This window comes from Leptospira interrogans (assembly GCF_900156205.1).
GTDB classification, from domain to species: Bacteria; Spirochaetota; Leptospiria; order Leptospirales; family Leptospiraceae; genus Leptospira; species Leptospira interrogans.
In genome coordinates this window covers 41236-63085 of the sequence record NZ_FTNA01000019.1, presented here as the reverse complement: position 1 = coordinate 63085, position 21850 = coordinate 41236, and the positions used below count along the sequence as shown (strand labels likewise).

The following is a 21850-nucleotide window of genomic DNA, read 5'->3' as shown; positions in this document are numbered from 1 at the left end:
AGTGAGACGCTGAGTTACTTCGAACGACCATAGAAGTGATACGGCTTTGTTTATTACCTGGAACGACCCAGAAAACTCAGCGAATGCCTCTCTAAGGATTGGCATTCAAGGAGGAGTGAGACGCTAAGTTGAAATAGTGTTCTATCAAATTTACGTAAGACGGCACTTTGTGATAAACATTTCGGTACTCAATTTTATAGATATTGAGTAGAGGTTAGTCACTATTGATAACTGTAAGAATAAAATCGCATTGAATTTAAGTGTAAATCATCTTTTAGAAACGGAAATCTCAATCTATTGCTCATTTCTTAGTAAATTTTCAGAATGGGACTGTAAAATTCTAATTTTGTGGGAGTTCCCACATCTACTACAAAATAAGAAACCTTGTTCTAAAACCGTCCAATGTGGGAACTACTACGAAACTTTAACGACATTAGAACTACTTGAAAGTTCGCAAACTACCAAATGTGACTTAATTTGTAGGAACTACTACATTTTATTAAAAATTTCTAAAGAATGATTGCGTAAAACTCTTTGAGGTTTTGGGACAAATTCTAAATCACTTATCTTTCAAAATAATTACCCTGCAATTTTTAAGGGCAGTTTTCGTTTTCATAGAAGCGAGAATTTTTCTAGCGTCTTCACCTGCGATGACAGGATTTACGGGATAATGTCCTGTGACACCTAACGCAGTAACAAAATAAGGTTTGTTTCCAGCAATTTGGGAACGAAACGCTTCTTCCGGAGTTTTCATATAACTCACATAACCATGATTAACTGCATTTTCTTTAGAAACGAAATAAGGAGAATAAAGACTATTTCCTTCTTCCGAAAGTATTTCTGGAAAAAGTGCAACTTCTAACTTGAGATGTCTAGCATCTACAATTAAGGAAGTAAATTCGGCGGCCAAAGTAGTCGGAGGATATTCTGGAAAGTTTTCGGATTCATAAGAAAGAAAAACGTAATTTAGAATACCACGTTTTCCCTTAAATTGAATTGTGCCTTTAGCGATTGCACGATTTTCTACAAAGTTAACCGTCGTAAAAATTGGTTCAATTTCATAGATTTGATTGAAGATTTCTCGAAAAATAGAGTCTTCTTTAATTTTTTCACGAAGAGTAAAATCAGAATCTAATTTGAGAGTATCAATTTTTCTAAAAAGAAATTTCTTAAGTTCCACTTCCGCAGTAGAAGATGCTTTTTTTCTCGCCTCGGTTAGATTTCTGGCGGTATTCTCTGCACCCCAATCCGAGTCTTCGATGGAGTAAGTCAGTTTTGGAAGTTTTAGAGAAAGAATCTTTTGGATTTCCCCCTTTTTCCAATCAACCCAAGTATCTGTAAAATCTTTACTTTCAAAAGAGAATGAGTTATGAATTGGAATCCAAAAAAGAAGGATCAAAAAAAATCGAATTATGAAATTCATCTGATTACTCTAAAAATAGAAATGAGTCTTCTATTTATTTCGGCAGATTACTAAATTCTCTTCTCAAATCTTCTCGATTCTGGATCAGTTTAGCGGGAGGAAGAGATTTCAAAAGATCTCTTCCATATGTTTTAGTGAACATTCTAGGATCTAAAATGGAAACAATGCCAGTATCAGTTCCGGAACGAATCAAACGGCCAAAACCTTGTTTGAGAACTGTGCAGGCATAGGGGAGTTGTAGTTCTGCGAACGGATTTCCACCGGATTCTTTTAATTTTTCACTTTTGGTTTCTAAAACAGGATCGTTTGGAACTTGAAATGGAAGTTTTGCAATAATGACTGATTTGAGTTTATCACCTCGAATATCAATCCCTTGCCAAAAGGTAGAAACTCCAAACAAAACACTATTTGGAGTTTGTAGATACATTTGTTTTGCACCATCCGGCCCTAGATCGGATTGAGAAAATAAAGGCAAATCCGTATGAGGGCGAATGGCATCATAAACTAGTTTTAAGGACTTAAAAGAAGTAAAAAGTACGAATGTGTTTCCTTGAGTCAATTCAACGAGCCAAAGAATTTGTTTTGCCAAATCAGCGTGATAACCGTCCGGATCTGCAACCGGATCTCTGATTTCTTTCGGAACATATAAAAGAGCGTTTTTTTGATACGGAAATGGGGAAGGGACAGAAAGATTAGAAGTATTAAGATTGCCAATTTTTTTCTGAAAATACTTAAAATCGTTTCCGGAAGTAGAAAGAGTAGCAGAAGTAAAAACGATCGATTGCATTCTGGAAGCGAATTGGTCTCGGATGATTTCATCCGGACTTAACGGTTCCATACAAATTTTATAATAGATTTCTTTTGAATTTTGGTCGGGAGGTTCGATCCAATAGACAAGATTTGTATCGTCTACTTGTCTAAAAGTTTCTAAACTAGAAGCTATTTCGTTTAATCTTCCGGCTAACATTTCTAAGACGAGTGCGGATTCTTTTTCCGTGATATCCTCGTTATCCTTGGACAACTTAGAAAGATGTTTCTGTAGAATTTCTACGATTTCAAAAAGAATTTCGGCGAACTTTCCTCTGTCCAATTTCAGAGGTCTTTTGATTCTTTGAGGACTGTAAAAATTAAGAGGAACTTCTCCGGAAAGAGCGTTGAAAAATATGGTCAGGGCTTCCCCTGCTTGTGTGGCTAAATCTTTAAGAGGGCTGGATCCGATGGAAACGGCAACACCCGAATTTTTATTTGGAAGCCAGATTTGTTGTAGAAGTTTTTGAATTTCCTGAGAACGGATTTCTCTCCGGAAAGAAGAACCAATAATATCCGGAAAGTTATGCGCCTCGTCTAAGATGATCCTATTAAATTCCGGAAGAATTTTAAAATCACTTGCGATATGAGCTGCTAAAAGATGATGATTGATAATTAGTATATTAGAACGTTTCCATTTCTCTCTTTCTAAAAAATAAAAGGAATGAGAAAAGTTAGGACAATTTCTTCCCAAACAATTATCCGCTTCTCTTGTAATTCGATTCCAAAAATCATAAGAAGCAGTTCCATTAAATTCCTGTTTTCGACCCGACTCAGTGTTTTGAATCCATTGGTTGAAAGAATCCAAATGAGGAATCATTTCCGGACCAAAGGTTCCATCTCTAAAAACGTGATTCATTTTACGTTTACAAACGTAATTGGAAGCACCCATTGCCACTTCTGCTTTTAGATCAATTCCTAAAATTTTAGAAACCATAGGAATGTCTTTGGAAAGAAGTTGTTGTTGGAGGGATTTAGTTTCTGTGGAAATAACTACTGGTTCTTCTGTTTCGATCGAAATGAGAGCTGCAGGAATCAAATAAGCAAGGGATTTACCGACTCCGGTGCCTGCCTCTGCGATCAAATGGGTTCCATTATAAAGAGAATCTTCAATTTTTTGAGAAAGTTGGATTTGTACTTTTCTAGGCTCAAAATCGTCCCAAAGAGAAGAAAGTTTATCAAAATATTCTAAAGAACGGTTCAATGGTTTCTAGTTTTAAAGAGTTTGAAAATGCAGAACGTGGAAAGACCAGTTACTAAAAATAAAGAAAGAGTCATGATAGAAATACCTTGCCAGTTTAAACCTTCCTGTGCTAAAAACATCATTTTAATTGAACTCTCTTTTCCTTATATTTCAAAGCATAGTGTACTAGAAGAACCAACAAACTAAAAACTAATAAAATACCAAAAAAAACAGATCTAGCAACTAAGGCCTTCATACGCGCGATTTCTAGGGAAGTTCCTTTAGAAATCGCTTGAGCTAACATAGAATCTATACTCATTCTTTCAAAATGACCGGGGAGGTTTTGAATTAGGAAGGCTATGAATATGACTAGTAAAAATGTGGGAGTAATGTATTGAATTACAAACCAAAAGAATTTAGGAAGTTCTAAATGAGAACCTTCATTACCATCTTCTAAACCTTTTTTAGCGCCTATTTTCCAACCGAATAAGAAAATTTGAATACTTGCAAGTATAAAAATCAAGATGGTACCGATCCAAAAATCTGCGAGTTCGAGGGCTTCAAAGTTTTGATTGAAATAAAGAATTGGAAAAGAAAGGCTTGCGGTAAATAAAAATAGAATTAGACAAGATGTTTTTCTTTTCAGACCGAAGGATTCTTCTAAAAAGATAATTCCTGGTTGTAACATAGTAACTGAAGAAGTGATCGCTGCAAGAAAAAGAACGAAGAACCAAATGGCGCCGAACCATTGACCGCCTGGCATCAGAGAAAAAACGGATGGAAGAGCTATAAATCCCATTCCGAACATACCAAAATCATTGATCGAAGATCCTAAAAATAAAAAGGCGACAGGAATTGTAATCATACCTCCAACGGCAACTTCTACGAATTCGTTTAAAGAAGCAGCGGAAATAGAAGATAGAACCACGTCGTTATCTCGTTTGAGATAGCTAGAAAAAACAAGAGCGATTCCAAAACCAGCGGATAAAGTAAAAAATACCTGACCAGCCGCCGCAATCCAGACTTCTGATTTTAAAAGAGCAGACCAATCCGGATTCCACATCTTTCCGAGACCTATATCAATGTTGTCTAACGTAAGGACTCTAATTAGAATGATGATCGAAGAGACTAACATCAAAGGAACCGCGATCTTTGCGAAGGTTTCAATTCCTTTGGAAATTCCTCGAAAGACTAGGGCAAAATTGAGAATAAAACAAGTAATCGTAGCATAAAAGATTTTACTCGAAATTGCGTCTCCGTTGTGTCTGGCTCCAGTTAAATCTAGATAATAATTACCGGCGGCTTGGATGATTTGAGATTCTGGAACTTGACCGTTTGAATTGAATTGAATTTGTCCAGTTAAAAAATCAAAGGAGTAGGCAAGACACCAAGCTTCAATAAAAACGTAATATACATAAATCAGAATAGGAATTGTAATCCCAATGGCCCCTACGATTCTGAGGGGGAAGCCAGAAAGGAAACTTTTAAATAAAAAAGGAGCACTATGACCGGTGCGACCTCCCATTCTACCCATAATCCATTCCGTGATACAAACCGGAATCCCTACTAGAATAAAGCTGATAATGTAGGGAACCATAAAGGCTCCGCCACCGTTAGCAACTGCTTGGCCAGGGAAACGGATAAAATTTCCGAGTCCGATTGCACCACTTGCCACAGTAAGGATGAGTCCGGTTCTAGATTTCCAACTTTCTTTTGGAGCTTCCTTTTGCATGATGTTTACTTGCAAAACATACTTTCAACCCCTCTCTGTCAAAGGAAAAGCAGAGCGGGTTGAGTAAAAAACGAGACATAAATTTTCATGTGGGCGGCTCCAGCATTGGGTTGGGACCAATGCTGGACCGGGCTCTTCGTTTCAATCTGCAAAGCAACATGAAAGTCAGATTCTATCTGAAAAGATAAAAATTGAGAGCATGTTGCATTGCAGTATTTTCACTTCGATCCCTGCCGCAAATTTTACAGTGTACCAGAAGTTTGTATGAGTTCCCACATTTAATAGAGAAAATTCTGGCTATGAGAAAATAAAATGCCAATATGGCAGAAAAAACGAGAAATTTTAAAGATCAAAAAGTCTAAATTCTAAACTAAAAAATCAGAACTTTATTAGAAAGAGTCGGAAAATGAAATTAGATAAACTTACATCCAAATTAAACGAAGCGATTTATAACGCACAAGCGTCTGCCGAAAAATTGGGAAATCCGGAAATTAGTGAAGAACATATTTTAAAGGAAGTTCTATCACAGCCGGACGGACTTGTACCTCTTTTAATTTCTAAACTCAATCTGAGTCCAAAATCATTTTTGGAAAGTACAGAAAATGCTTTGGGAAAACAACCGAAAGTAGGAGGAAATACGTCTGCAGATGTAGGCTTTTCGCGTTCGGCGGTTTCACTTTTAAAAGCCGCCGATGAAGTAAGAAAAGAATTAAAAGACGAGTATCTTTCTACGGACCATATCTTACTCGGGCTCATGAAAAACGGTACTGGGTCGTTAAAAACTGAGTTTTTAAAATTAGGATTAGAATATCATAAATTACTTAAAATCACTTTGGAAAATAGAAAGGGAAAAACAATCATGGACGACTCGCCAGAAGGAAAAACGGATGCACTTGCAAAGTATGCAAAAAACCTAAATGAACTTGCCAAACAAGGAAAATTAGATCCTGTCATAGGAAGAGACGAGGAAATTAGAAGGACAATACAAGTTTTATCTAGAAGAACAAAAAACAATCCTGTGCTTATTGGAGAACCAGGAGTTGGAAAAACTGCAATCGTGGAAGGGCTAGCTAACAAAATCGTTCAAGGAGAAGTGCCTGAAGGAATCAAAAATAAAACACTTTATACCTTGGACTTAGGTTCCATGATCGCCGGGGCTAAATATAGAGGGGAATTTGAAGACAGACTCAAAGCGTTGTTAGACGAGGTCAAATCTTCAGACGGAGAAGTGATTTTATTCATAGACGAAATTCATACTCTTGTAGGCGCTGGAGCCACAGAAGGAGCATTAGATGCTTCTAATATGTTAAAACCCATGCTTGCTAGAGGAGAACTACGTTGTATAGGTGCAACTACTCTAAAAGAATATCAGAAATATATAGAGAAAGACGCGGCTTTAGAAAGAAGGTTTCAACCTGTTTATGTCAAGGAACCTTCCGTAGAGGAAACCGTAACGATTTTAAGAGGGCTTAAGGGGCGTTACGAATTACATCATGGAATTAGAATATTAGATTCTGCTTTGATTGCTGCCGCTACACTTTCTAATCGTTATATATCCGATCGATTTCTTCCAGATAAGGCGGTGGACTTGATCGATGAGGCCTCTTCTAAAATGAGGATTGAGATAGATTCTATGCCCGAGGAACTCGATCGTGCAAACAAAAGGATTCAATCTCTAAAGATAGAAAGAGAAGCTCTAAAAAAAGAACAGGATACGGCTTCGAAAGAAAGATTAAAAACTCTCGAAAGGGATTTATCCGAACAAGAGCAAAATTTTCAAACTTTAAAGGCGAGATGGGATTTAGAAAAATCTAAAATTGGTCGTTTGAAACAAATTAAAGAAGAAATAGAAAAGTATAAAAATTTAGAAGCGGAAGCAGAAAGAAGAGGAGAGATTAATCGAGTGGCTGAGATTCGCTACGGAAAGTTAGTAGATCTTCAAAAAGAACTCGAATCCGCAAACGAAGAATTAAAAAAACAAGAAAGTGCTTCCAGACTTTTAAAAGAAGAAGTCTCCGAAGAGGATATAGCGAATATAGTCTCTCGTTGGACTGGAATTCCAGTTTCTAAAATGCTTCAAGGCGAAAGGGCAAAACTTCTTTTGATGGAGGATGTATTAAAAACCAAAGTGATCGGACAGGATCATGCTCTTAGACTCGTTTCGGAAGCGGTACAGAGATCTAGGGCCGGAATTGCAGATCCAAATCGTCCCATAGGAACGTTTTTATTTCTTGGACCTACTGGAGTAGGAAAGACCGAAACTGCAAAAGCACTCGCCGAATTCTTGTTTGACGATGTAAACGCGATGACCCGGATCGATATGAGTGAATACATGGAGGCTCATTCCGTAGCCAGGCTGATCGGTGCACCTCCGGGTTATGTAGGATACGATGAAGGAGGACAGCTTACGGAAGCGGTTCGAAGAAGACCATATTCTTTGATACTTTTTGACGAGATTGAAAAAGCAAATCCGGAAGTATTCAACATTTTCCTTCAGATTTTAGATGAAGGAAGATTGACCGATGGAAAGGGACGTAACGTTGATTTTAAGAATACGGTGATCATTCTTACTTCGAATATAGGCTCCGAAATTTTAGGATCTTCTGAATACACTTCGGAAGAAAAAGAAAGATTGGTGGAACAAAGATTAAAAAAGCATTTTAAACCAGAATTTTTAAATCGAATTGACGAAGTAATTTTGTTTCATTCGATTACGGATTCCGTGATTCATAAAATTGCGGATATTCAATTAGAAGGTTTGAGACAAAAGGCGAAAGAAAACGGGCTGGACGTAAGTTTTACAAACGAGTTAAAAGATTATGTTTCTAAAGCCGGTTTTGACGCAGAATATGGAGCCAGACCTCTCAAACGTTTGATCCAAAGAGAAGTAGGAAATGCACTGAGTCGATATATATTAGACGGTAAGTTTACAAACGGGCAAAACGTAACCGTGGATTATAGACAGGGAAAGGTAGTTGTTGTAGTTTAATGGTATTTAATGACCACAAACTATCTTAAAATGATTTTGCCGTTGATAGTTTGGGCTATAAGCCAAACCAAATAGAAATAGAAACCTTTCATCTACATAAAAAAGGAAGCACAAGCTTCCTTTTTTATCGAGTGTAATCTTATTTTTTAATATTCAACTTTTTGAAGAAACAATTCTTCCTTTTTCATTTTTAAGGCCTTAGACGCCATGTTTTTAAAATCTTCTGGCGGTTCTAAAAGTCCCAATTCCACCTTGGAAAGAAAAGGTGTGGATACCTTTAGTTTTTTAGCCATATCATATTGTTTAATACCTAATTCTCTTCGTTTTGCCCAGAGTTTGTTGGTGAGTCCTTCCGTAAATTCAGGATAAACATCCTCAACGGGTTCTTCATTAAACAATTTTTCAAGAGTGGTTTTCAAATATTTTACGCAGGCTTGTTTGAATTTTTCGGTAGGATCCTGACTGCCCGTTTCAATTTTTGAAAGGTAGCTTGGAGAAACCCCGAGCGCTCTTGCCATATCGTATTGTTTTATGCCTCTTTTTTTTCGAAGCATGTATATGTGGTTTTTCATTCAATTCCCCTCTCGAACACAAAGGTATTTTGATGAAATGTAAATTCAAGAAAAAATTTCCAACGAGCTTAAACAAGATTACAATTTTATGATTTAGTAAGCCGAAAGGATTATGACAAATAAGTCAAATCAAGAATAAAACATATGCAGAGAATGGAAAATAAATTTTAAATTCAAAGTAATAATAGATTAACAAATTATAAAATGAAGTTCATTTATAAAATTGTTTTTATTTAAGTGAGTAAAACTCAATGGATTTATTTTTATATAATAGAAACTTATATTAAACCAAAGATAACATTTAAATTTATTGTTAGATCTTTATCTTATTAATAATTACATAACTATTTTACAATTAAATAGATTTTTGTAATAAAAATTTGCAAAGTTCTGTTATATAGTTCTGAATAAGAATTGTTATTATGGTTTGTCCTAAAACCTGGAAGTATTCATGATTTATAATATTTCTGAAAAATACTTTGAGAAATGTATTTGTGAGAATATCTTGTTTTTATTATTCAGAATTATATAATGGAATACCCAGTAATAGTTTATACATCAATCATGTAAATTCTGTTTAAGAAAACAAGGGACGAATCTGTCGTTGCCGTGCCGTGCTTCCAGCTTCGGTCAAAAAATTGAGGGTTCGTTTAAAAACAAAAACTAATTTATTACAGAACGCGATCTGTCGAGCGCCTATAGACCTTTTTTCACCTCGATCGCTTTCGTATTGAATTATATAGAACTCACATTAGTCAAAGTTGTATCACAACATTTATGAATACTCAGTTTTATAGTTTTGAGTAAGTATTATGGAATAGAGTATTCAAAATTCTGCATTCACTACTAGATTATTTCAAAATTTATTTTATAGAAATTTTCAAAATCTAATTTTTAAATAAAAAGAAATTACTAGAGGCTTGTCTATTTTGTGTTAATGGTTATTGATTAATACAAAACGGATTTGAATGAAATTTTACATTAAAGTTATTGAAAAATACCATAGTGGAGATTAACAAGATTGCTTCAATTGTCCATTTTAACACATGGAGAATTAATTTTTTAACAACCTTAATTTTGAAAATCGTTTTATTATAAAAAATATTATGAACTTTTTAAGTATTTAGTTTTAGAAATTTTGGATCTATAAAATGAAAAGATAAATATCTATTTTTTAAATACTTTAAGTTTCTTGAAAGCGTTTATCGACTTTTTAAAAAAACTGAAATTAACTTGAGTTTTGTGTAAGATATTTATTTGAGTTTGTCCCAAAACCTCAAATAATTTTACGCAAAATTTTTAATGAAATGCAGTAGTTCCTACAAATTAAGTCGCATTTGGCAATTTGCGATTTCGAGTAGTTCTAATATTATTAATTTTTCGTAGTAGTTCCCACATTAGACGGTTTTGGGCAAGCTCTAAATTTTTGTATAAAGTCTTTGTTTTGTAACTATTATAAAAATGAAAAAACGATTTGAAATATATTAGAGTTGTTGAAAAATTCCATAGCAACAATTAACAAAACGCTTCAATTGACCGTTTCCATACAACGAAAACCCATAGAGAATTAATTTTTCAACAATTCTATTTTAAAAATTTAATTTTTCTACGGAAAAATAATCTACTAAACTAACATAGGTTTGGCGTAAGAAACTCATGATTCTGAAAAAAGTGGGAATCTGAATTTTACAAGATCGATTCTTTAAAATGTGGGAACTCCCACAATTTATAAAATAGAAGTTTATAACACTTGAATCTGTCGTATTCAAGTGTGGGAACTCCCATAAAACTTAAATTTTTTTTGTAAAATGGATGAAACTACAGCAAATCACGATTTTACAAATAATTCTAAAATTGTAGAAACTCATACTTTAAGAAAATTTTTTCTTATGCCAAACTCACGTTAAACTATTTCAAAAGTAGATTTAGTCGTTTCAAAACGAACTATAGTAACGAAAGAATTTTATGGTCGTTTTTAAATAAAAAATTGAAAGATTCTAAGAAGCTAAAATGAAAATTGAATTTGAGAAGATGTACATAAATTCGGTTTTTCTCAGAAACATGAATTTGGTATAACACAAAAGAGATTGATGCGAGGAAACTTAGCGGAATGCCTCTCCAGTATCTTAACTTCTATGGGTGTTCGAAGTAACTCAACGTCCTACACTCCCATGGATCGCGTTCTATTGTTGTATTATGTTTACTATATACAATTTATTGACCAGAGCCGAGAGCCCGGCTACCTTGTGGTAGCCGGATTTGCCCAGATTTTCTGACGTCGAACTCACGTTAAAATAGAACCGGATTTTTGAAATTTTAGATTTGTCCTGCTTTCAAACTTTCCGATGAGATTTTAAATTCGTTTTCGGATTTTAATTTTGAAATATAATCTTGAAAAATAGATTGTTTCTTACTTTCGACTAACTCTTGTTTAATTCTTTCCCTTACCTTTCCAAAATCTTCAGGAATTCTTTCGTTAGGATTAGTAGAAGAAGGTTTGGAATAGGCATAGAGTTTACCAGCCTCGTAAGTATCTCTGATTTCTTTTTCTGTGATATTTACTTCCGAATCGATGGAACGATTTCGAATCAGCATAAAAAGAACAGATCTACCAAGCAGTGGAAGGGTTTTCTTAAATTCTTTTGTGTCTTTGAGAGACTGAATTTCTTTAGATTCTGAAGAAATCCGGATCGGAAGATAAATTTGAGCATAAAACGAAAGTTGATCATTTTTGTCTTCTTCAGGAGAACCTTTACGTTTTTGAAGAATAGGAGCGATTTTATTAAACTCTGCAATCAGATCTTTAAAAGAGAATTTAGATCCTTTTTGATCTTCGAAAAGAATCGTTTCTGACGTTAAATCTTTGATGAATTTAGGAGTTAAGTCTACAATTTTTAAACCGCTCTTTGCTTTTAACGAATCCATTTCATTTTTCCAGGCTTCTCTTAAAAAACGGTTACCGTAGTGTTCTGCGGTTTGGTTGGCTCTTTCATTTACAGCTAATTCGGAATAAAATTTAGCAGAGTTTTTTTCCTCTTCCGTAATTCCTTCTTTAGAAACGTATTTTAATGCGAGAGTTTTTAACTTATCCAGTTCGTTTTGAAAAAACTTATCGATCTTTTTAGGATAAATTTTTTCGATTCTTTCTACTTTAATAATATAATAATCTTTTGCCGTCTGTTTAGGGATAGATGGGTCCGGATCGGAAGGTTGTTTTAAAATAAAAGTTCCTTTGTTTTGTGCTGCTTCCTTAAGAATTGAGGTAAATGGATCGTTTCCGCAGTTGATACAATGCGGCTCCAGTCTTCCTCCGATCGCTTTTCGTTGGATTTCGTCTGTATTTTTTGTAATAAATTCAGAAATTTCACGATCAGATTTGAGCTTTTGAATTTCTTGAAAAAGTGTTTTTGCCCTTTCTTCGTTAACTTGTGGTTTGTCTGGGTCTGCTTTTACAAAAAGAATTCTACCAAATGCAAATTCTAACATCCCAGAAGTGATCAGTTTTTCGGAGAATTTTTTTCTATAGTCATTGAACGCTACTTGAGGCTCTACGAAATTCATAATTCTATCATATTCATCTTTTGTAACTATGTTTGTATTCTGGTTATTGGTTTCTGCAATTTTTTGAATTCCGATTTCTTCTACGATCTTAGCCTGAGTGGTAATCGAAGCGGTGTTTGGATCTGGTTCAATGCCGCGTAGTTTGTAATAAGCTCTCAATTCTTCCCGTGTTACGGTGCCAGATTTAAAAGAAGCGAGAACGTCCGAATCCCTGTTACAGTTGATCGCACACAACAGAGAGAAAATGGTTAGAAATAAAGTTTTTTGTTTCATGAAATTGTGTCTTGAGTCTTAGTATTTGTGAATTGTCTTTCGAGTTGTCTGAGGTTTTGGATCTGGGATCTCTACGGAAATTTCCCGAGTTAAATTTTTTTCTCGGGAGCTGTATAGATTTTTCATCTCGGTTGGAGAAGATTTGACTGAATTCTTCAACAGTCCGATTTTACCGGATTCTTCTTTGATTTTTAAAGATAGAATTTCGGCCTTTCCGGATTCTAAACTTTTCATTTCTTTTCTAATAGAATCTTTTAGAATTTCGGAATAGTCTCGGTCTGAGGAAATTTTTTCCTGAATCTTTCCCAATTCGAGTATGTCTCGGTCTACTTCTTCAATCTTTCGAAAAAGATGCGCTACCTTAACCTTCATACATTGATCCCAGCGTTGATATTTTTGGATTCTATGTCGGTTTGCAAGAATGAAAAAAGATAAAAATAGGAAAAATTCAAAAGGGTAGGTTGTACGAGTAAAACACTCAGTGAAAGAAGTACAAAACAAGAAGTAATTAGTTTTGTTTTGCGAGAACGTAAGTAAAGAAAACTTAAAATACAAACTAAGATTCCAGACTTAACTATGGATAGGAAGTTTAGTTTCTCCCAAAAGTGGATATCCCCTTGCCACCATATTCTAAATCCTGCGATCCATAAGAATAAAAATAGGATCCTTTCTTTTTTCTGAACGATCTCTTCTAAAAATCCGGTTCTTACTATGTCGAATTTAGTTTCTTCTGTTCCTTTTAAAAATAGAATTCCGGAACAATGAATACAAATCAGGTCGAGTAGATCTGTAGGCGTGGAACCGTCTAACCCGCCAATTGCGAGAAAAATCAAGGTTAGAATGGAAAGTGAAAATATTAGTTTATTATTCTGATGAGAACTGGCTTTTTTATGGTAGAACAATACAGAAAGACTTAAAATGACAGCCCCTGGAAATAAAAAGGAATAGGACCTTAAAACCAAAAATAGAACGGATAAGAATAGAAAAACCATTTGTCTCAGGGACGAAACACTTATAGATTGACTTTCCAAGCATTATGATTTTGAACGAAATCATCATTTCTACGGAAAAAATCGATAACGTTCAGGTTATAAAACTTCAAGGTTCTATCAACTCATTTACTGAAAAAAAATTCAGAGAACAACTTTCGGTTTCGATTCGTTCCGGTCCGGTAATTTTGGATCTGGAGGAAGTGAGTTTGATTTCTTCCCGAGGAATTCAGGCATTGAAAGAAATGAATCAATTGAGTTTTACTTCTCGTAATAAATTGGTTTTGATCCATCCTACCGAATCAGCTCGAAACTCTATCAAAATGGCGGCGTTAAATGGACTCTTTTTAATCGCCCCGGATGAAGAATCCGCTTTAAAAATGACGATGAAAAAATAGGTAGGATATAAGTGAAAAATTCGATTCGATTTAACTACGCTCGTAAACTTTGGCATCTTCTTGGATTAATTTTTCCGATCTGTTATTATCTGGATGTTTTTCAAGGTGCATTTGGGCTTTTGAATGCTACCAGAGTGCTGGTTACGGTTGCTTTGGTATTTTGTCTTGGAGTTGTTTCTTTGTTTGAATATCTTAGATTTCGATTTTCTGGTTTTCAAAAATTTTTTTTATCGACTCTAGGAATTTTGATGAAAGAAGAAGAAAAGAATCGATTGAACGGAACTCTTCCTTATTTTTTTTCCTGTGCGTTTGTAGTCTTTCTATTTCCTCCGGAGATTTCCATTTTATCTATGCTTTTTCTTGTGATTGGAGATCCAACTGCCGCCTGGGTTGGAACTTTTTATGGTAAACGTAGATTTTCCAACGGAAAGTCCGTAGAAGGGATCATTGCATTTATAGTTGTTTGTACAATCGTAGGTTTTGTTTTTTTATATCTTTCCCAAAATTCTAATAAACCGAATTTTTTAAAGGGAGAAGGTTTTGTACTTTATAATAGTTTGATTTTCTTAATTCCTGCGATTTTGGTTTCTGCTTTTACAGAACTCTATTGTGGTACTTATTGGAATGGTCTTGTGGACGATAACCTTTTGATTCCGGCTGTTTCGGCGCTGGTTTTGGGTTTTACGGCCTGGCTATTTTTAGGTGTGGAGCCTTCCACCATTTTTTTGAATCCAACAGTGCTATTTTTAAAAATGGAATCGATTTTGTAATAGTTCCTACATTTTCTAAATTTTACTGTAAAATTCTAAATTGTAATAGTTCCCACAAATTTTATTACAAAAGTATTTTGCTTTTCAGACTAGGGTGGGACCAAAAATCATCAGATTGAACCCTCATGAGTGATAAACAACAATTCATCCGAAACTTTTCAATCATAGCCCATATCGACCATGGAAAGTCTACTTTGGCAGACAGACTTTTAGAAATCGGTCAAGTAACAAACGATCGTACTAAAAAAGACCAGATTCTGGATTCGATGGACATAGAGAGAGAAAGGGGAATCACAATCAAAGCCAATAATGCCACTTTTGATTATCTTGCGGAAGATGGAAATACATATATCATGAATCTTTTGGATACTCCTGGTCACGTGGATTTTACCTACGAGGTTTCTCGTTCCTTAAAGGCATGTGAAGGAGTACTTTTAATTGTAGATGCAAGTCAGGGAGTAGAAGCACAAACTTTGGCAAACCTCTATCTCGCAATGGAGCAAGATTTGGAGATCCTTCCAGTAATGAACAAGATTGATCTTCCAGCTGCAGATGTGGAAAAAACGAAAATCCAAATCGAAGAAAGTTTAGGTTTGGATCCACAGAAGGCGGTTGCGATTTCTGCAAAAACAGGACTCAATGTAAAAGAAGTTTTAGAACAAATCACCAAACAAATTCCATCACCCAAGGGAAATTCGAATGCCCCTTTGAAGGCGCTCGTATATGATTCTTATTTTGATCCTTACATGGGAGTTGTGATTAAGATTCGAATTTTTGACGGTAGAATTAAAAAGGGTGATCGGATCTTGATGATGAGTACCGGAAAAGATTTTACGGTCAACGAAGTAGGGATCAATCGAATTAATCTAACTCCTAAAGAAAGTTTAGAAACTGGGGAAGTAGGTTATATCATCGCCGGAATTAAGAAGGTCTCGGACGCAAAAACTGGAGACACAGTTACGTTATTCTCTAATCCTACAAAAGAATCTGTGCCTGGTTATAAAGAAGCCAAACCAATGGTATTTGCGGGTTTATTTCCGATTAATGGAGAACAATTTGACGAACTTGTGGACGCGATCGAAAAACTGAAACTTAACGATGCTGCTCTTGTTTTTGAAAAGGAAAGCTCTATTGCGTTAGGATTTGGATTTAGAGTTGGTTATTTAGGGCTTCTGCATATGGAGATCGTTCAGGAAAGATTGGAAAGAGAATTCAATCTGGATCTGATCACCACTGCGCCTTCCGTAAAATATATTATTCGAAGTAAGAATGGAGAAGTGGAAGAAATTGATAATCCTTCCCGTTTTCCGGAACCGATAACGATCGAGTCTACGGAAGAACCTTATGTCAAAGCTACCGTAATCACACCGAACGAATACGTAGGGAATATCATGTCTCTTGCGATGGATAAAAGGGGAATTCAGTTAGATACTGTCTATCTTACACAAGATAAGGTGCAGTTAACGTATGAAATCCCTTTGGCCGAACTTATATTCGAATTTTATGATAAACTCAAATCTTTTACGAGAGGTTATGCTTCTCTGGATTACGAACCTTCTGGATATAAGGCTTCTCAGCTCGTAAAAATGGATATTCTTGTAAATGGAGAGCCAGTAGACGCTCTTTCTATGATTGTACATAGGTCTAAGGCGGAACAAAGAGGAAGAGAAATTATAGAGAAGTTAAAGGATCTGATTCCAAGGCATCAATTTATGATTCCTCTACAAGCCGCTGTAGGTGGAAAAATTCTGGCAAGAGAAAGTATTTCCGCTCTTCGTAAAAACGTAACTGCGAAGTGTTACGGAGGGGATATTACTCGTAAGAAAAAACTATTAGAAAAACAAAAAGAAGGAAAAAAACGGATGAAACAGATCGGAAACGTAGAAATTCCTCAGGAAGCGTTTTTGGCGGTTCTGAAAACAAGTTAATGTTTTTCTAATAAACTTTTGATTGCAACTTTTCATAAAATAAAATCTAGGAAGAACGGAATATAAGTTCTATTGCGTGGTGAACCGTTTATGTTTGAGTTTTGTCAGATTCAAAATTCTAAAAAACAAAATCTATAGGATATATTGGCTTTACAGATAGTGCGTAAAACTGTGATGAAATATTTTACGACCAAAAAAGAGAAGACAGGGTTAGAAAAAAAGAAATACGTTCAACATTGGAACAGTTCACATCTAAATTTTCAAAATAGGTTCTATAATTTTTCGGTTAGATTTTTATTGCCGCTGAAATACGTTAGTAAATTTTAATTTTTGAATCTTTTGCAAAAATTCATTCTTTCTTCGGGAAATATTCAAATCGTTTCTCTTGATACTCAGGCAAAACTTTCGATCTTGAGAGACGATCGTTTGGCTTTTGGCATGGGAACGAAGTTTCGAAAGTTCCTTGGCATTCATTCTAAATTGCAAGTTCAAAATGTTAAAAAGGTAGTTCTTCAAGGGGAACTACATAGTAATGCATTAGCTGCGTTTTGTTTTTTGTTTTATAATTTCGGATATCAAATACGATCGATTGCTTATACTCGCGATCCAAAGCGGGTTACTGCAAATTCTATTTTTGTAAAATGGAATTCTCACGAATTGGAAATTGTTTCTTCCCGTGACGAATGGAAGAAAAAAATTCAAATTCTTTCTGAGTTTTTACCTGGCCTACGGGATGTATTTTCGAAGACCGATATAAAAAAAGATATTATACTTAGACCTATTTTGATTCCGGAATATGGAATGAGTCTGAATGCAGCTGAAGGTTTAAATTCTCTTTGGAGTCAAATTCAAATTTCTGAATATGATCGTTTGGTCGTGGATCTTGGTTCTGGTCTTACCTTTCTTTCTGCAAAAAAGTATTTTGGAAATTCAATTCCAATTTATGGAGTAAATATTGGTTTTCCTAAAAAGAAGATGCTGGACTGGTTGGAGCAAAAAAAGAGTTTATTAGGTTTTTCTGAAGTAAAGATCGAGGTTGAAAAAATTTTAGAAATTTCTAATTTAGGTGGTTTTGGATCTAAGAATGGTATTATTTTAGAATATTGTAATTCTTTTTATAGAAAAAATAAAATTCCTTTGGAGCCTATTTATTCTGGTAAATCTTTGTATGTAATAGAATCTTTGATTCAAGGCGATCAATGGAAAGGACATACGCTTTATTTACATCAGGGAGGACTTTGGAATTTTTTGGATCATTTTATGAATATTTAATGTAAATTTTGTATAATAAAATTAAAAATATTTTTTAAAAATATGAGCCTCACATTTCATTTTTAATGATAAAAAGAAATTTTATATTTTGATCTGATGATTAAGTAATTATAGATAATTTTTGGAATAATCCTTTAGTAGTTCATTATTTAAGTTTTTATATTTTAAACAGGTAGTGAAAATTTATTTTGCGTTAGTAGACTACCTATAATGTCTAATATGTTGTATTAATAAATATTTTATATTTAAATGTAATCATACATACTTTATTTGAAAATCTGATAGAAGATGGATATTATAACAATGATAGTCATATTATAGTAAATTTTTTAGTTTTGTATGTTAAAAGATATGAATTTAGAAAAGGAGAAAACTTATTATGATAAATGACAGGATAGAAAAGCCTAGTTTAAAAAATATTAAGTGTTCTTCAGGCAATAAAATGAAAATTTTATTGACAGTGATGAAATATACTCTAATAGGTAGGCTATATAAATTAGAATAAAATTGTCATTCGAGAAGTAGGAATAAAAACAATGTCTTTTTGGGTTAATTTATGTTTTTATCAATATGCAAGACCAAACAAATCTATTACTTTAGTAGACATATTAGACATTATCGGAAGTTGTCTGTCTCTTTCTAAAGAAGTTATTTCTATCTACTATTGAGCATGAAAATGGTCAATGAGTCTGAAAGACGGCTGTACTCTAACCGAAGTTTTATACTTAAGAAAATAAAAATCGAAGAACTGAAAACGTCATCCACGGCGTTCGCAAAATCTATTGGTATCTTTAAAATTGAAAGCTGGGTATCGTTATCCACAGGTCTTCTTCTAAAGATCTCTTATAACCAAACTCCTTATTTTTACGGGGCTATTTTTCATTAAATACTATGTCCTTTTTTTCATTTAAATTAGATTCTCAAAGTGAAAATCGAGTTGCTTTTGTAGGTTGGCACGAAGGTTCTGCTGGTCAAATTCACTCTTGGTTCGAAGAATCAAATCTTGGGAAAATTGTTTTTTTTATTCATCCTGAGAATGATCCCCCAGAAATTAAAAAAATTAGTAGAGTAGTATCTCAATTTTCTTATCCGGAAGATGGAAAGTTTAAGAATGTTCCCCTGATTTGTAAAAAAAATTGGCCTGAATTTTTAATTCAAAATAAAGTAAATAAGGTATTAATTACGATTTCTGATCCTATTGAACGATGGATAGAAATGAAAAAGGCATATGATTCCGGGCTTGAGTTAATTAATGCAATTCATCCTTCAACTTTATTATTAAAGGAATGTATTTTAGGAAAAAATATTATTATACATCCTAGATCAACCATTGGTTATAAAGCCGAAATAGATGACGGGGTAATTGTTAATATTGGAACTCAGATAGATCATCATTGTAAGATTGAAAAGGCTGTTACAATTGATCCAGGAGTTACTCTTGCGGGGAATGTTTTGATAGAGAATTTTTGTACAATTCACACTCGTGCGGTTATCATCAATAGAATTAAAATAGGATCCAATTCAATTATTGGTGCGGGAACGGTTATCATACGAGATGTAGAGCCGAATTCTAAAGTTGTTGGAGTTCCCGGAAAAAAAATTAAGGCGGTTATTTAATAAATTAATGAGAAGTTTGATTTAAAAAATAAGGAAAAGAAAGTTTGAAAGAACCTACCGAAATTAAATTAAACTTTGCTATTATTAAATTTGCGTTTTGTTAGCGGCTGGCCGTCTTTATAATATTAACGTGTATGATGTTTTCTTTTGTCAGAAATGAAGTAAACCAAATATTTTTGAGTCCCTTAAGTTTTGTTGGCCTTTCTCCATCTTGAATTTCTTTCTCGAGTCTTTTTAGTTTGTTCAATGTTAGATGTTTGATTTTAAGTCTGTCCCTGGTCAAGATTTGAGTCCATGAATTTAAAGCTGTTTTTAAGTCTTTTGCTTTTACTTGAGAACAATAAGTCCCACCCATAAACTCCATTACAAAGGTATAGTCCCGAGTTTTTGTATCTGTATCATTTTGTCCTAATAGTCCAACTATGCAGCGTGAGAATTTGGCCCTTATCTATTTTAGAATGTAATAGTCGAAAGATTTTATTGTTTCAACTATATATCACAAAATTTTCAAAATGACTCGTAAGAAGTATTTTGGTCGACGTGTTTGAATATTGCATGTGTGGACTTGAGAATTTTTTTAAATTCTTCTCGTTTAGTATAAAATCAAAAAGTAGTTTTAAATTATAATTTTGTTTTTTATTCTAAGAATCCTTCTGTTAAGTCCGCTTCCGATTTTTTTGAATCATGTTCTACTTTCATTTTGAAAATAGATTCCGTTCAATTTTCTTTTTTTCAGAATGTAACAAATTAGAAACAATTTTAAGAGGTTTTATCCGATGGAAATCTTGGAAAAATTTTTAAAATTTGTTCTTTGATTTTTTCGGAACTGGATCGAAAAATTTGAATCAAAGGTTCATAATCGTTAATTCTAAAACCAAAACTAAGAAGATCGTCTATCGAGTCTAAAATTGAAATTTTTTCGCCTTCATTTTGAGTCTGATTGAATTTAGAAATCAAAGAATAATATCTATTTTCTTTTAACTTGTTGTTAAAAGCAAGTCCTTTGGGTAAACAAGCAGGACAAAGACATCTAGGTTTAGAATGTGCTTCCGGAAAATAACGCCAACCGATTGTCTGAGGAAGATTTTTGATCTTTAGAATTTCTTTTTTAGTTACTTTTCTAGGAAGAACGATTTGAAAACCTAGTTTGTTTTCCGTAGATAATAAAAGTTGGGTGGATTCGATTACGGAAGAAAGTATTAGTTTCGAAGTATAATTTCCAGACCAGACCGGTTCTAAATCCGGTATTTTAAAATAAACTCCGATGACTGGTCCATTTGAAAATCTTTTAATTTCCCTTAACCATTGGTGTGTAATCCAAAAATCAGGAATGACAGGCATACAAAAAACTCCCCTTCGAACGTTTTCATAATGAATCGAAGAAGTTTTGATACCCGATCTAAGGATTGAGTTTTTATTTTTCAAAGGAGTTAAATGTAGGAAAATGCTCATGGATCTTTAAAATTATTTTTGAACTTACAGATACAGTTGTAGTTATTTTTTCTTGAGTTTTGGAATCATTTCTATGGAATCCCAATTTGTTTCAACAAAATTAGGAATCATAAATCAGATGTAACATTCCTGGGGGAAAAATGAACAAAAATGAGATGCTAATTTCGCTTTCGGAGTCTAAAAAAAGCGACTTCGGTAAAAAGGATTTTCTAAAACAGTCAAAGGAACAAAAAGTATTTTCAACGATTTGGTCATTAGAATCTGAAGTAAATAACGGTGGGTTTACTCAGTATTTTTCAAATGGCAGCGCTGAAACCGTTCATTTTTTGATCGAAGCTCTAAAAACTATCGGTGCTGAAAAAATGGCTCAAATCTGCAGCGATGCAATTAAAGTTGCCTTTCCAAAAGGTCTTCCCTCAGATCCTCAAAAAATCTCAAATGAAGCTTCTGAATTCCCTGATGGAGTGTTGGAAAATTTAGAGTCTATTGATAGCAAATTTTATGAGTATCCCGATAACCTGACAGAGTTGCTCTTTGATTTTGTTTCGAAAAATTCTAAAGATTTTGGGGAGATTGAAAAGACATCGTAAGGATAACGTGAGTTCGATACAACAAATGCGAAAGTTGGGTTGTAGCAGAAATTCCGAAGGAATTGGAGCATTATGTTGCGATCGTAGACAACACATTGAGTTTTTTATTCGCCCAAACTTTCTTACGCCGAGTTCACATTTTTTAGAATTCTTAAACGATGGAAAGAATGAAAAATCTTTCGAATCGTATTTTTTTAGAATTTAAGAAATATCAATCGCGATTCTTTGAGTGAAAATTATCTATAATTTTCAATCGCGGAAATTGCGTTAGAAGTAAAAAAAGCCGCCCTTGTT

Annotated in this window: 18 protein-coding genes; 9 read left to right on the top strand and 9 right to left on the bottom strand. The window is 34.1% G+C overall.

Features of this window, described 5'->3' with window-relative positions:
• Positions 1–559: 559 nt before the first annotated feature.
• The 3 genes from BW942_RS14910 to BW942_RS14900 form a co-directional block, all read right to left on the bottom strand.
• Complete coding sequence (locus tag BW942_RS14910; protein ID WP_001009261.1) at positions 560–1423, bottom strand: hypothetical protein; 864 nt, start codon at positions 1421–1423, stop codon at positions 560–562.
• Positions 1424–1457: 34 nt separating this feature from the next.
• Positions 1458–3434 (bottom strand): ATP-dependent DNA helicase, encoded by a 1977-nt coding sequence (locus tag BW942_RS14905; RefSeq protein WP_001082079.1) that lies wholly within the window; start codon positions 3432–3434, stop codon positions 1458–1460.
• Positions 3435–3552: 118 nt separating this feature from the next.
• Positions 3553–5145, bottom strand: a complete 1593-nt coding sequence (locus tag BW942_RS14900; RefSeq protein ID WP_001969726.1) for a sodium-dependent transporter — start codon at positions 5143–5145, stop codon at positions 3553–3555.
• 406 nt (positions 5146–5551) lie between these two features.
• On the opposite strand from BW942_RS14900, the gene clpB reads away from it, so the two are divergent.
• The gene (clpB, locus tag BW942_RS14890) at positions 5552–8134 is read left to right on the top strand and encodes an ATP-dependent chaperone ClpB (RefSeq protein ID WP_000762669.1); all 2583 of its coding nucleotides are present in this window, start codon (positions 5552–5554) and stop codon (positions 8132–8134) included.
• Between the two features lie 146 nt (positions 8135–8280).
• Here clpB and BW942_RS14885 read toward each other — a convergent pair whose 3' ends face one another.
• The 4 genes from BW942_RS14885 to BW942_RS14870 all read right to left on the bottom strand — a co-directional run bounded on the left by BW942_RS14885 (position 8281) and on the right by BW942_RS14870 (position 13532).
• Positions 8281–8688, bottom strand: a complete 408-nt coding sequence (locus BW942_RS14885; protein ID WP_001969787.1) for a helix-turn-helix domain-containing protein — start codon at positions 8686–8688, stop codon at positions 8281–8283.
• A 2334-nt stretch (positions 8689–11022) separates the two neighbouring features.
• Entirely contained in the window at positions 11023–12540 is a 1518-nt protein-coding gene (locus tag BW942_RS14880) for an LIC12015 family putative lipoprotein (protein WP_000810942.1), read from the bottom strand.
• Between the two features lie 18 nt (positions 12541–12558).
• A complete protein-coding gene (locus BW942_RS14875) occupies positions 12559–12912 on the bottom strand; it encodes a hypothetical protein (protein ID WP_000865509.1) in 354 nt (117 codons plus the stop codon).
• Entirely contained in the window at positions 12909–13532 is a 624-nt protein-coding gene (locus tag BW942_RS14870; RefSeq protein WP_000231490.1) for a hypothetical protein, read from the bottom strand. Before BW942_RS14870 ends, BW942_RS14875 begins: the two co-directional genes overlap by 4 nt.
• A 44-nt stretch (positions 13533–13576) precedes the next feature.
• Here BW942_RS14870 and BW942_RS14865 point away from each other — a divergent pair, with 44 nt between their 5' ends.
• From BW942_RS14865 to BW942_RS14835, 6 genes are all read left to right on the top strand, one after another.
• Complete coding sequence (locus tag BW942_RS14865; RefSeq protein ID WP_000602531.1) at positions 13577–13927, top strand: STAS domain-containing protein; 351 nt, start codon at positions 13577–13579, stop codon at positions 13925–13927.
• Between the two features lie 11 nt (positions 13928–13938).
• Positions 13939–14697 carry a diacylglycerol/polyprenol kinase family protein gene (locus tag BW942_RS14860; protein WP_000797975.1) on the top strand — a complete coding sequence of 253 codons (759 nt, stop codon included), beginning with the start codon at positions 13939–13941 and terminating at the stop codon, positions 14695–14697.
• A 125-nt stretch (positions 14698–14822) separates the two neighbouring features.
• On the top strand, positions 14823–16625 hold the full coding sequence (gene lepA, locus BW942_RS14855) for a translation elongation factor 4 (protein ID WP_001280999.1): 1803 nt from the start codon (positions 14823–14825) through the stop codon (positions 16623–16625).
• Between the two features lie 330 nt (positions 16626–16955).
• Positions 16956–17897: a 1-aminocyclopropane-1-carboxylate deaminase gene (locus BW942_RS14845; protein ID WP_001050843.1), complete on the top strand. Its 942-nt coding sequence runs from the start codon at positions 16956–16958 to the stop codon at positions 17895–17897.
• Between the two features lie 536 nt (positions 17898–18433).
• Positions 18434–18565 carry a hypothetical protein gene (locus BW942_RS21995; RefSeq protein ID WP_002082743.1) on the top strand — a complete coding sequence of 44 codons (132 nt, stop codon included), beginning with the start codon at positions 18434–18436 and terminating at the stop codon, positions 18563–18565.
• A 223-nt stretch (positions 18566–18788) separates the two neighbouring features.
• On the top strand, positions 18789–19514 hold the full coding sequence (locus BW942_RS14835) for an acetyltransferase (protein WP_000007746.1): 726 nt from the start codon (positions 18789–18791) through the stop codon (positions 19512–19514).
• Positions 19515–19614: 100 nt separating this feature from the next.
• On the opposite strand, the gene BW942_RS14830 is transcribed toward BW942_RS14835, so the two are convergent.
• Complete coding sequence (locus BW942_RS14830; RefSeq protein ID WP_000395359.1) at positions 19615–19878, bottom strand: hypothetical protein; 264 nt, start codon at positions 19876–19878, stop codon at positions 19615–19617.
• Positions 19879–20273: 395 nt separating this feature from the next.
• Positions 20274–20966: a hypothetical protein gene (locus BW942_RS14825; protein WP_000021692.1), complete on the bottom strand. Its 693-nt coding sequence runs from the start codon at positions 20964–20966 to the stop codon at positions 20274–20276.
• Between the two features lie 140 nt (positions 20967–21106).
• Here BW942_RS14825 and BW942_RS14820 point away from each other — a divergent pair, with 140 nt between their 5' ends.
• Together BW942_RS14820 and BW942_RS14815 are read left to right on the top strand one after the other, a co-directional pair.
• Entirely contained in the window at positions 21107–21556 is a 450-nt protein-coding gene (locus tag BW942_RS14820; protein WP_001038648.1) for a DMP19 family protein, read from the top strand.
• Positions 21540–21761, top strand: coding sequence for a hypothetical protein (locus BW942_RS14815; RefSeq protein WP_000820621.1), 222 nt, complete (start codon positions 21540–21542; stop codon positions 21759–21761). Before BW942_RS14820 ends, BW942_RS14815 begins: the two co-directional genes overlap by 17 nt.
• The last annotated feature ends 89 nt before the right edge of the window (positions 21762–21850 follow it).

Excerpts from the sequence above, each read along its gene's own strand:
- BW942_RS14910 (WP_001009261.1), bottom strand. The coding sequence starts at position 1,423 with ATGAATTTCATAATTCGATTTTTTTTGATCCTTCTTTTTTGGATTCCA.
- BW942_RS14900 (WP_001969726.1), bottom strand. The coding sequence starts at position 5,145 with ATGCAAAAGGAAGCTCCAAAAGAAAGTTGGAAATCTAGAACCGGACTC.
- clpB (WP_000762669.1), top strand. The coding sequence starts at position 5,552 with ATGAAATTAGATAAACTTACATCCAAATTAAACGAAGCGATTTATAAC.
- BW942_RS14885 (WP_001969787.1), bottom strand. The coding sequence starts at position 8,688 with ATGCTTCGAAAAAAAAGAGGCATAAAACAATACGATATGGCAAGAGCG.
- BW942_RS14880 (WP_000810942.1), bottom strand. The coding sequence starts at position 12,540 with ATGAAACAAAAAACTTTATTTCTAACCATTTTCTCTCTGTTGTGTGCG.
- BW942_RS14875 (WP_000865509.1), bottom strand. The coding sequence starts at position 12,912 with ATGAAGGTTAAGGTAGCGCATCTTTTTCGAAAGATTGAAGAAGTAGAC.
- BW942_RS14870 (WP_000231490.1), bottom strand. The coding sequence starts at position 13,532 with ATGGTTTTTCTATTCTTATCCGTTCTATTTTTGGTTTTAAGGTCCTAT.
- BW942_RS14865 (WP_000602531.1), top strand. The coding sequence starts at position 13,577 with ATGATTTTGAACGAAATCATCATTTCTACGGAAAAAATCGATAACGTT.
- lepA (WP_001280999.1), top strand. The coding sequence starts at position 14,823 with ATGAGTGATAAACAACAATTCATCCGAAACTTTTCAATCATAGCCCAT.
- BW942_RS21995 (WP_002082743.1), top strand. The coding sequence starts at position 18,434 with ATGTCTTTTTGGGTTAATTTATGTTTTTATCAATATGCAAGACCAAAC.
- BW942_RS14835 (WP_000007746.1), top strand. The coding sequence starts at position 18,789 with ATGTCCTTTTTTTCATTTAAATTAGATTCTCAAAGTGAAAATCGAGTT.
- BW942_RS14830 (WP_000395359.1), bottom strand. The coding sequence starts at position 19,878 with ATGGAGTTTATGGGTGGGACTTATTGTTCTCAAGTAAAAGCAAAAGAC.
- BW942_RS14825 (WP_000021692.1), bottom strand. The coding sequence starts at position 20,966 with ATGAGCATTTTCCTACATTTAACTCCTTTGAAAAATAAAAACTCAATC.
- BW942_RS14820 (WP_001038648.1), top strand. The coding sequence starts at position 21,107 with ATGAACAAAAATGAGATGCTAATTTCGCTTTCGGAGTCTAAAAAAAGC.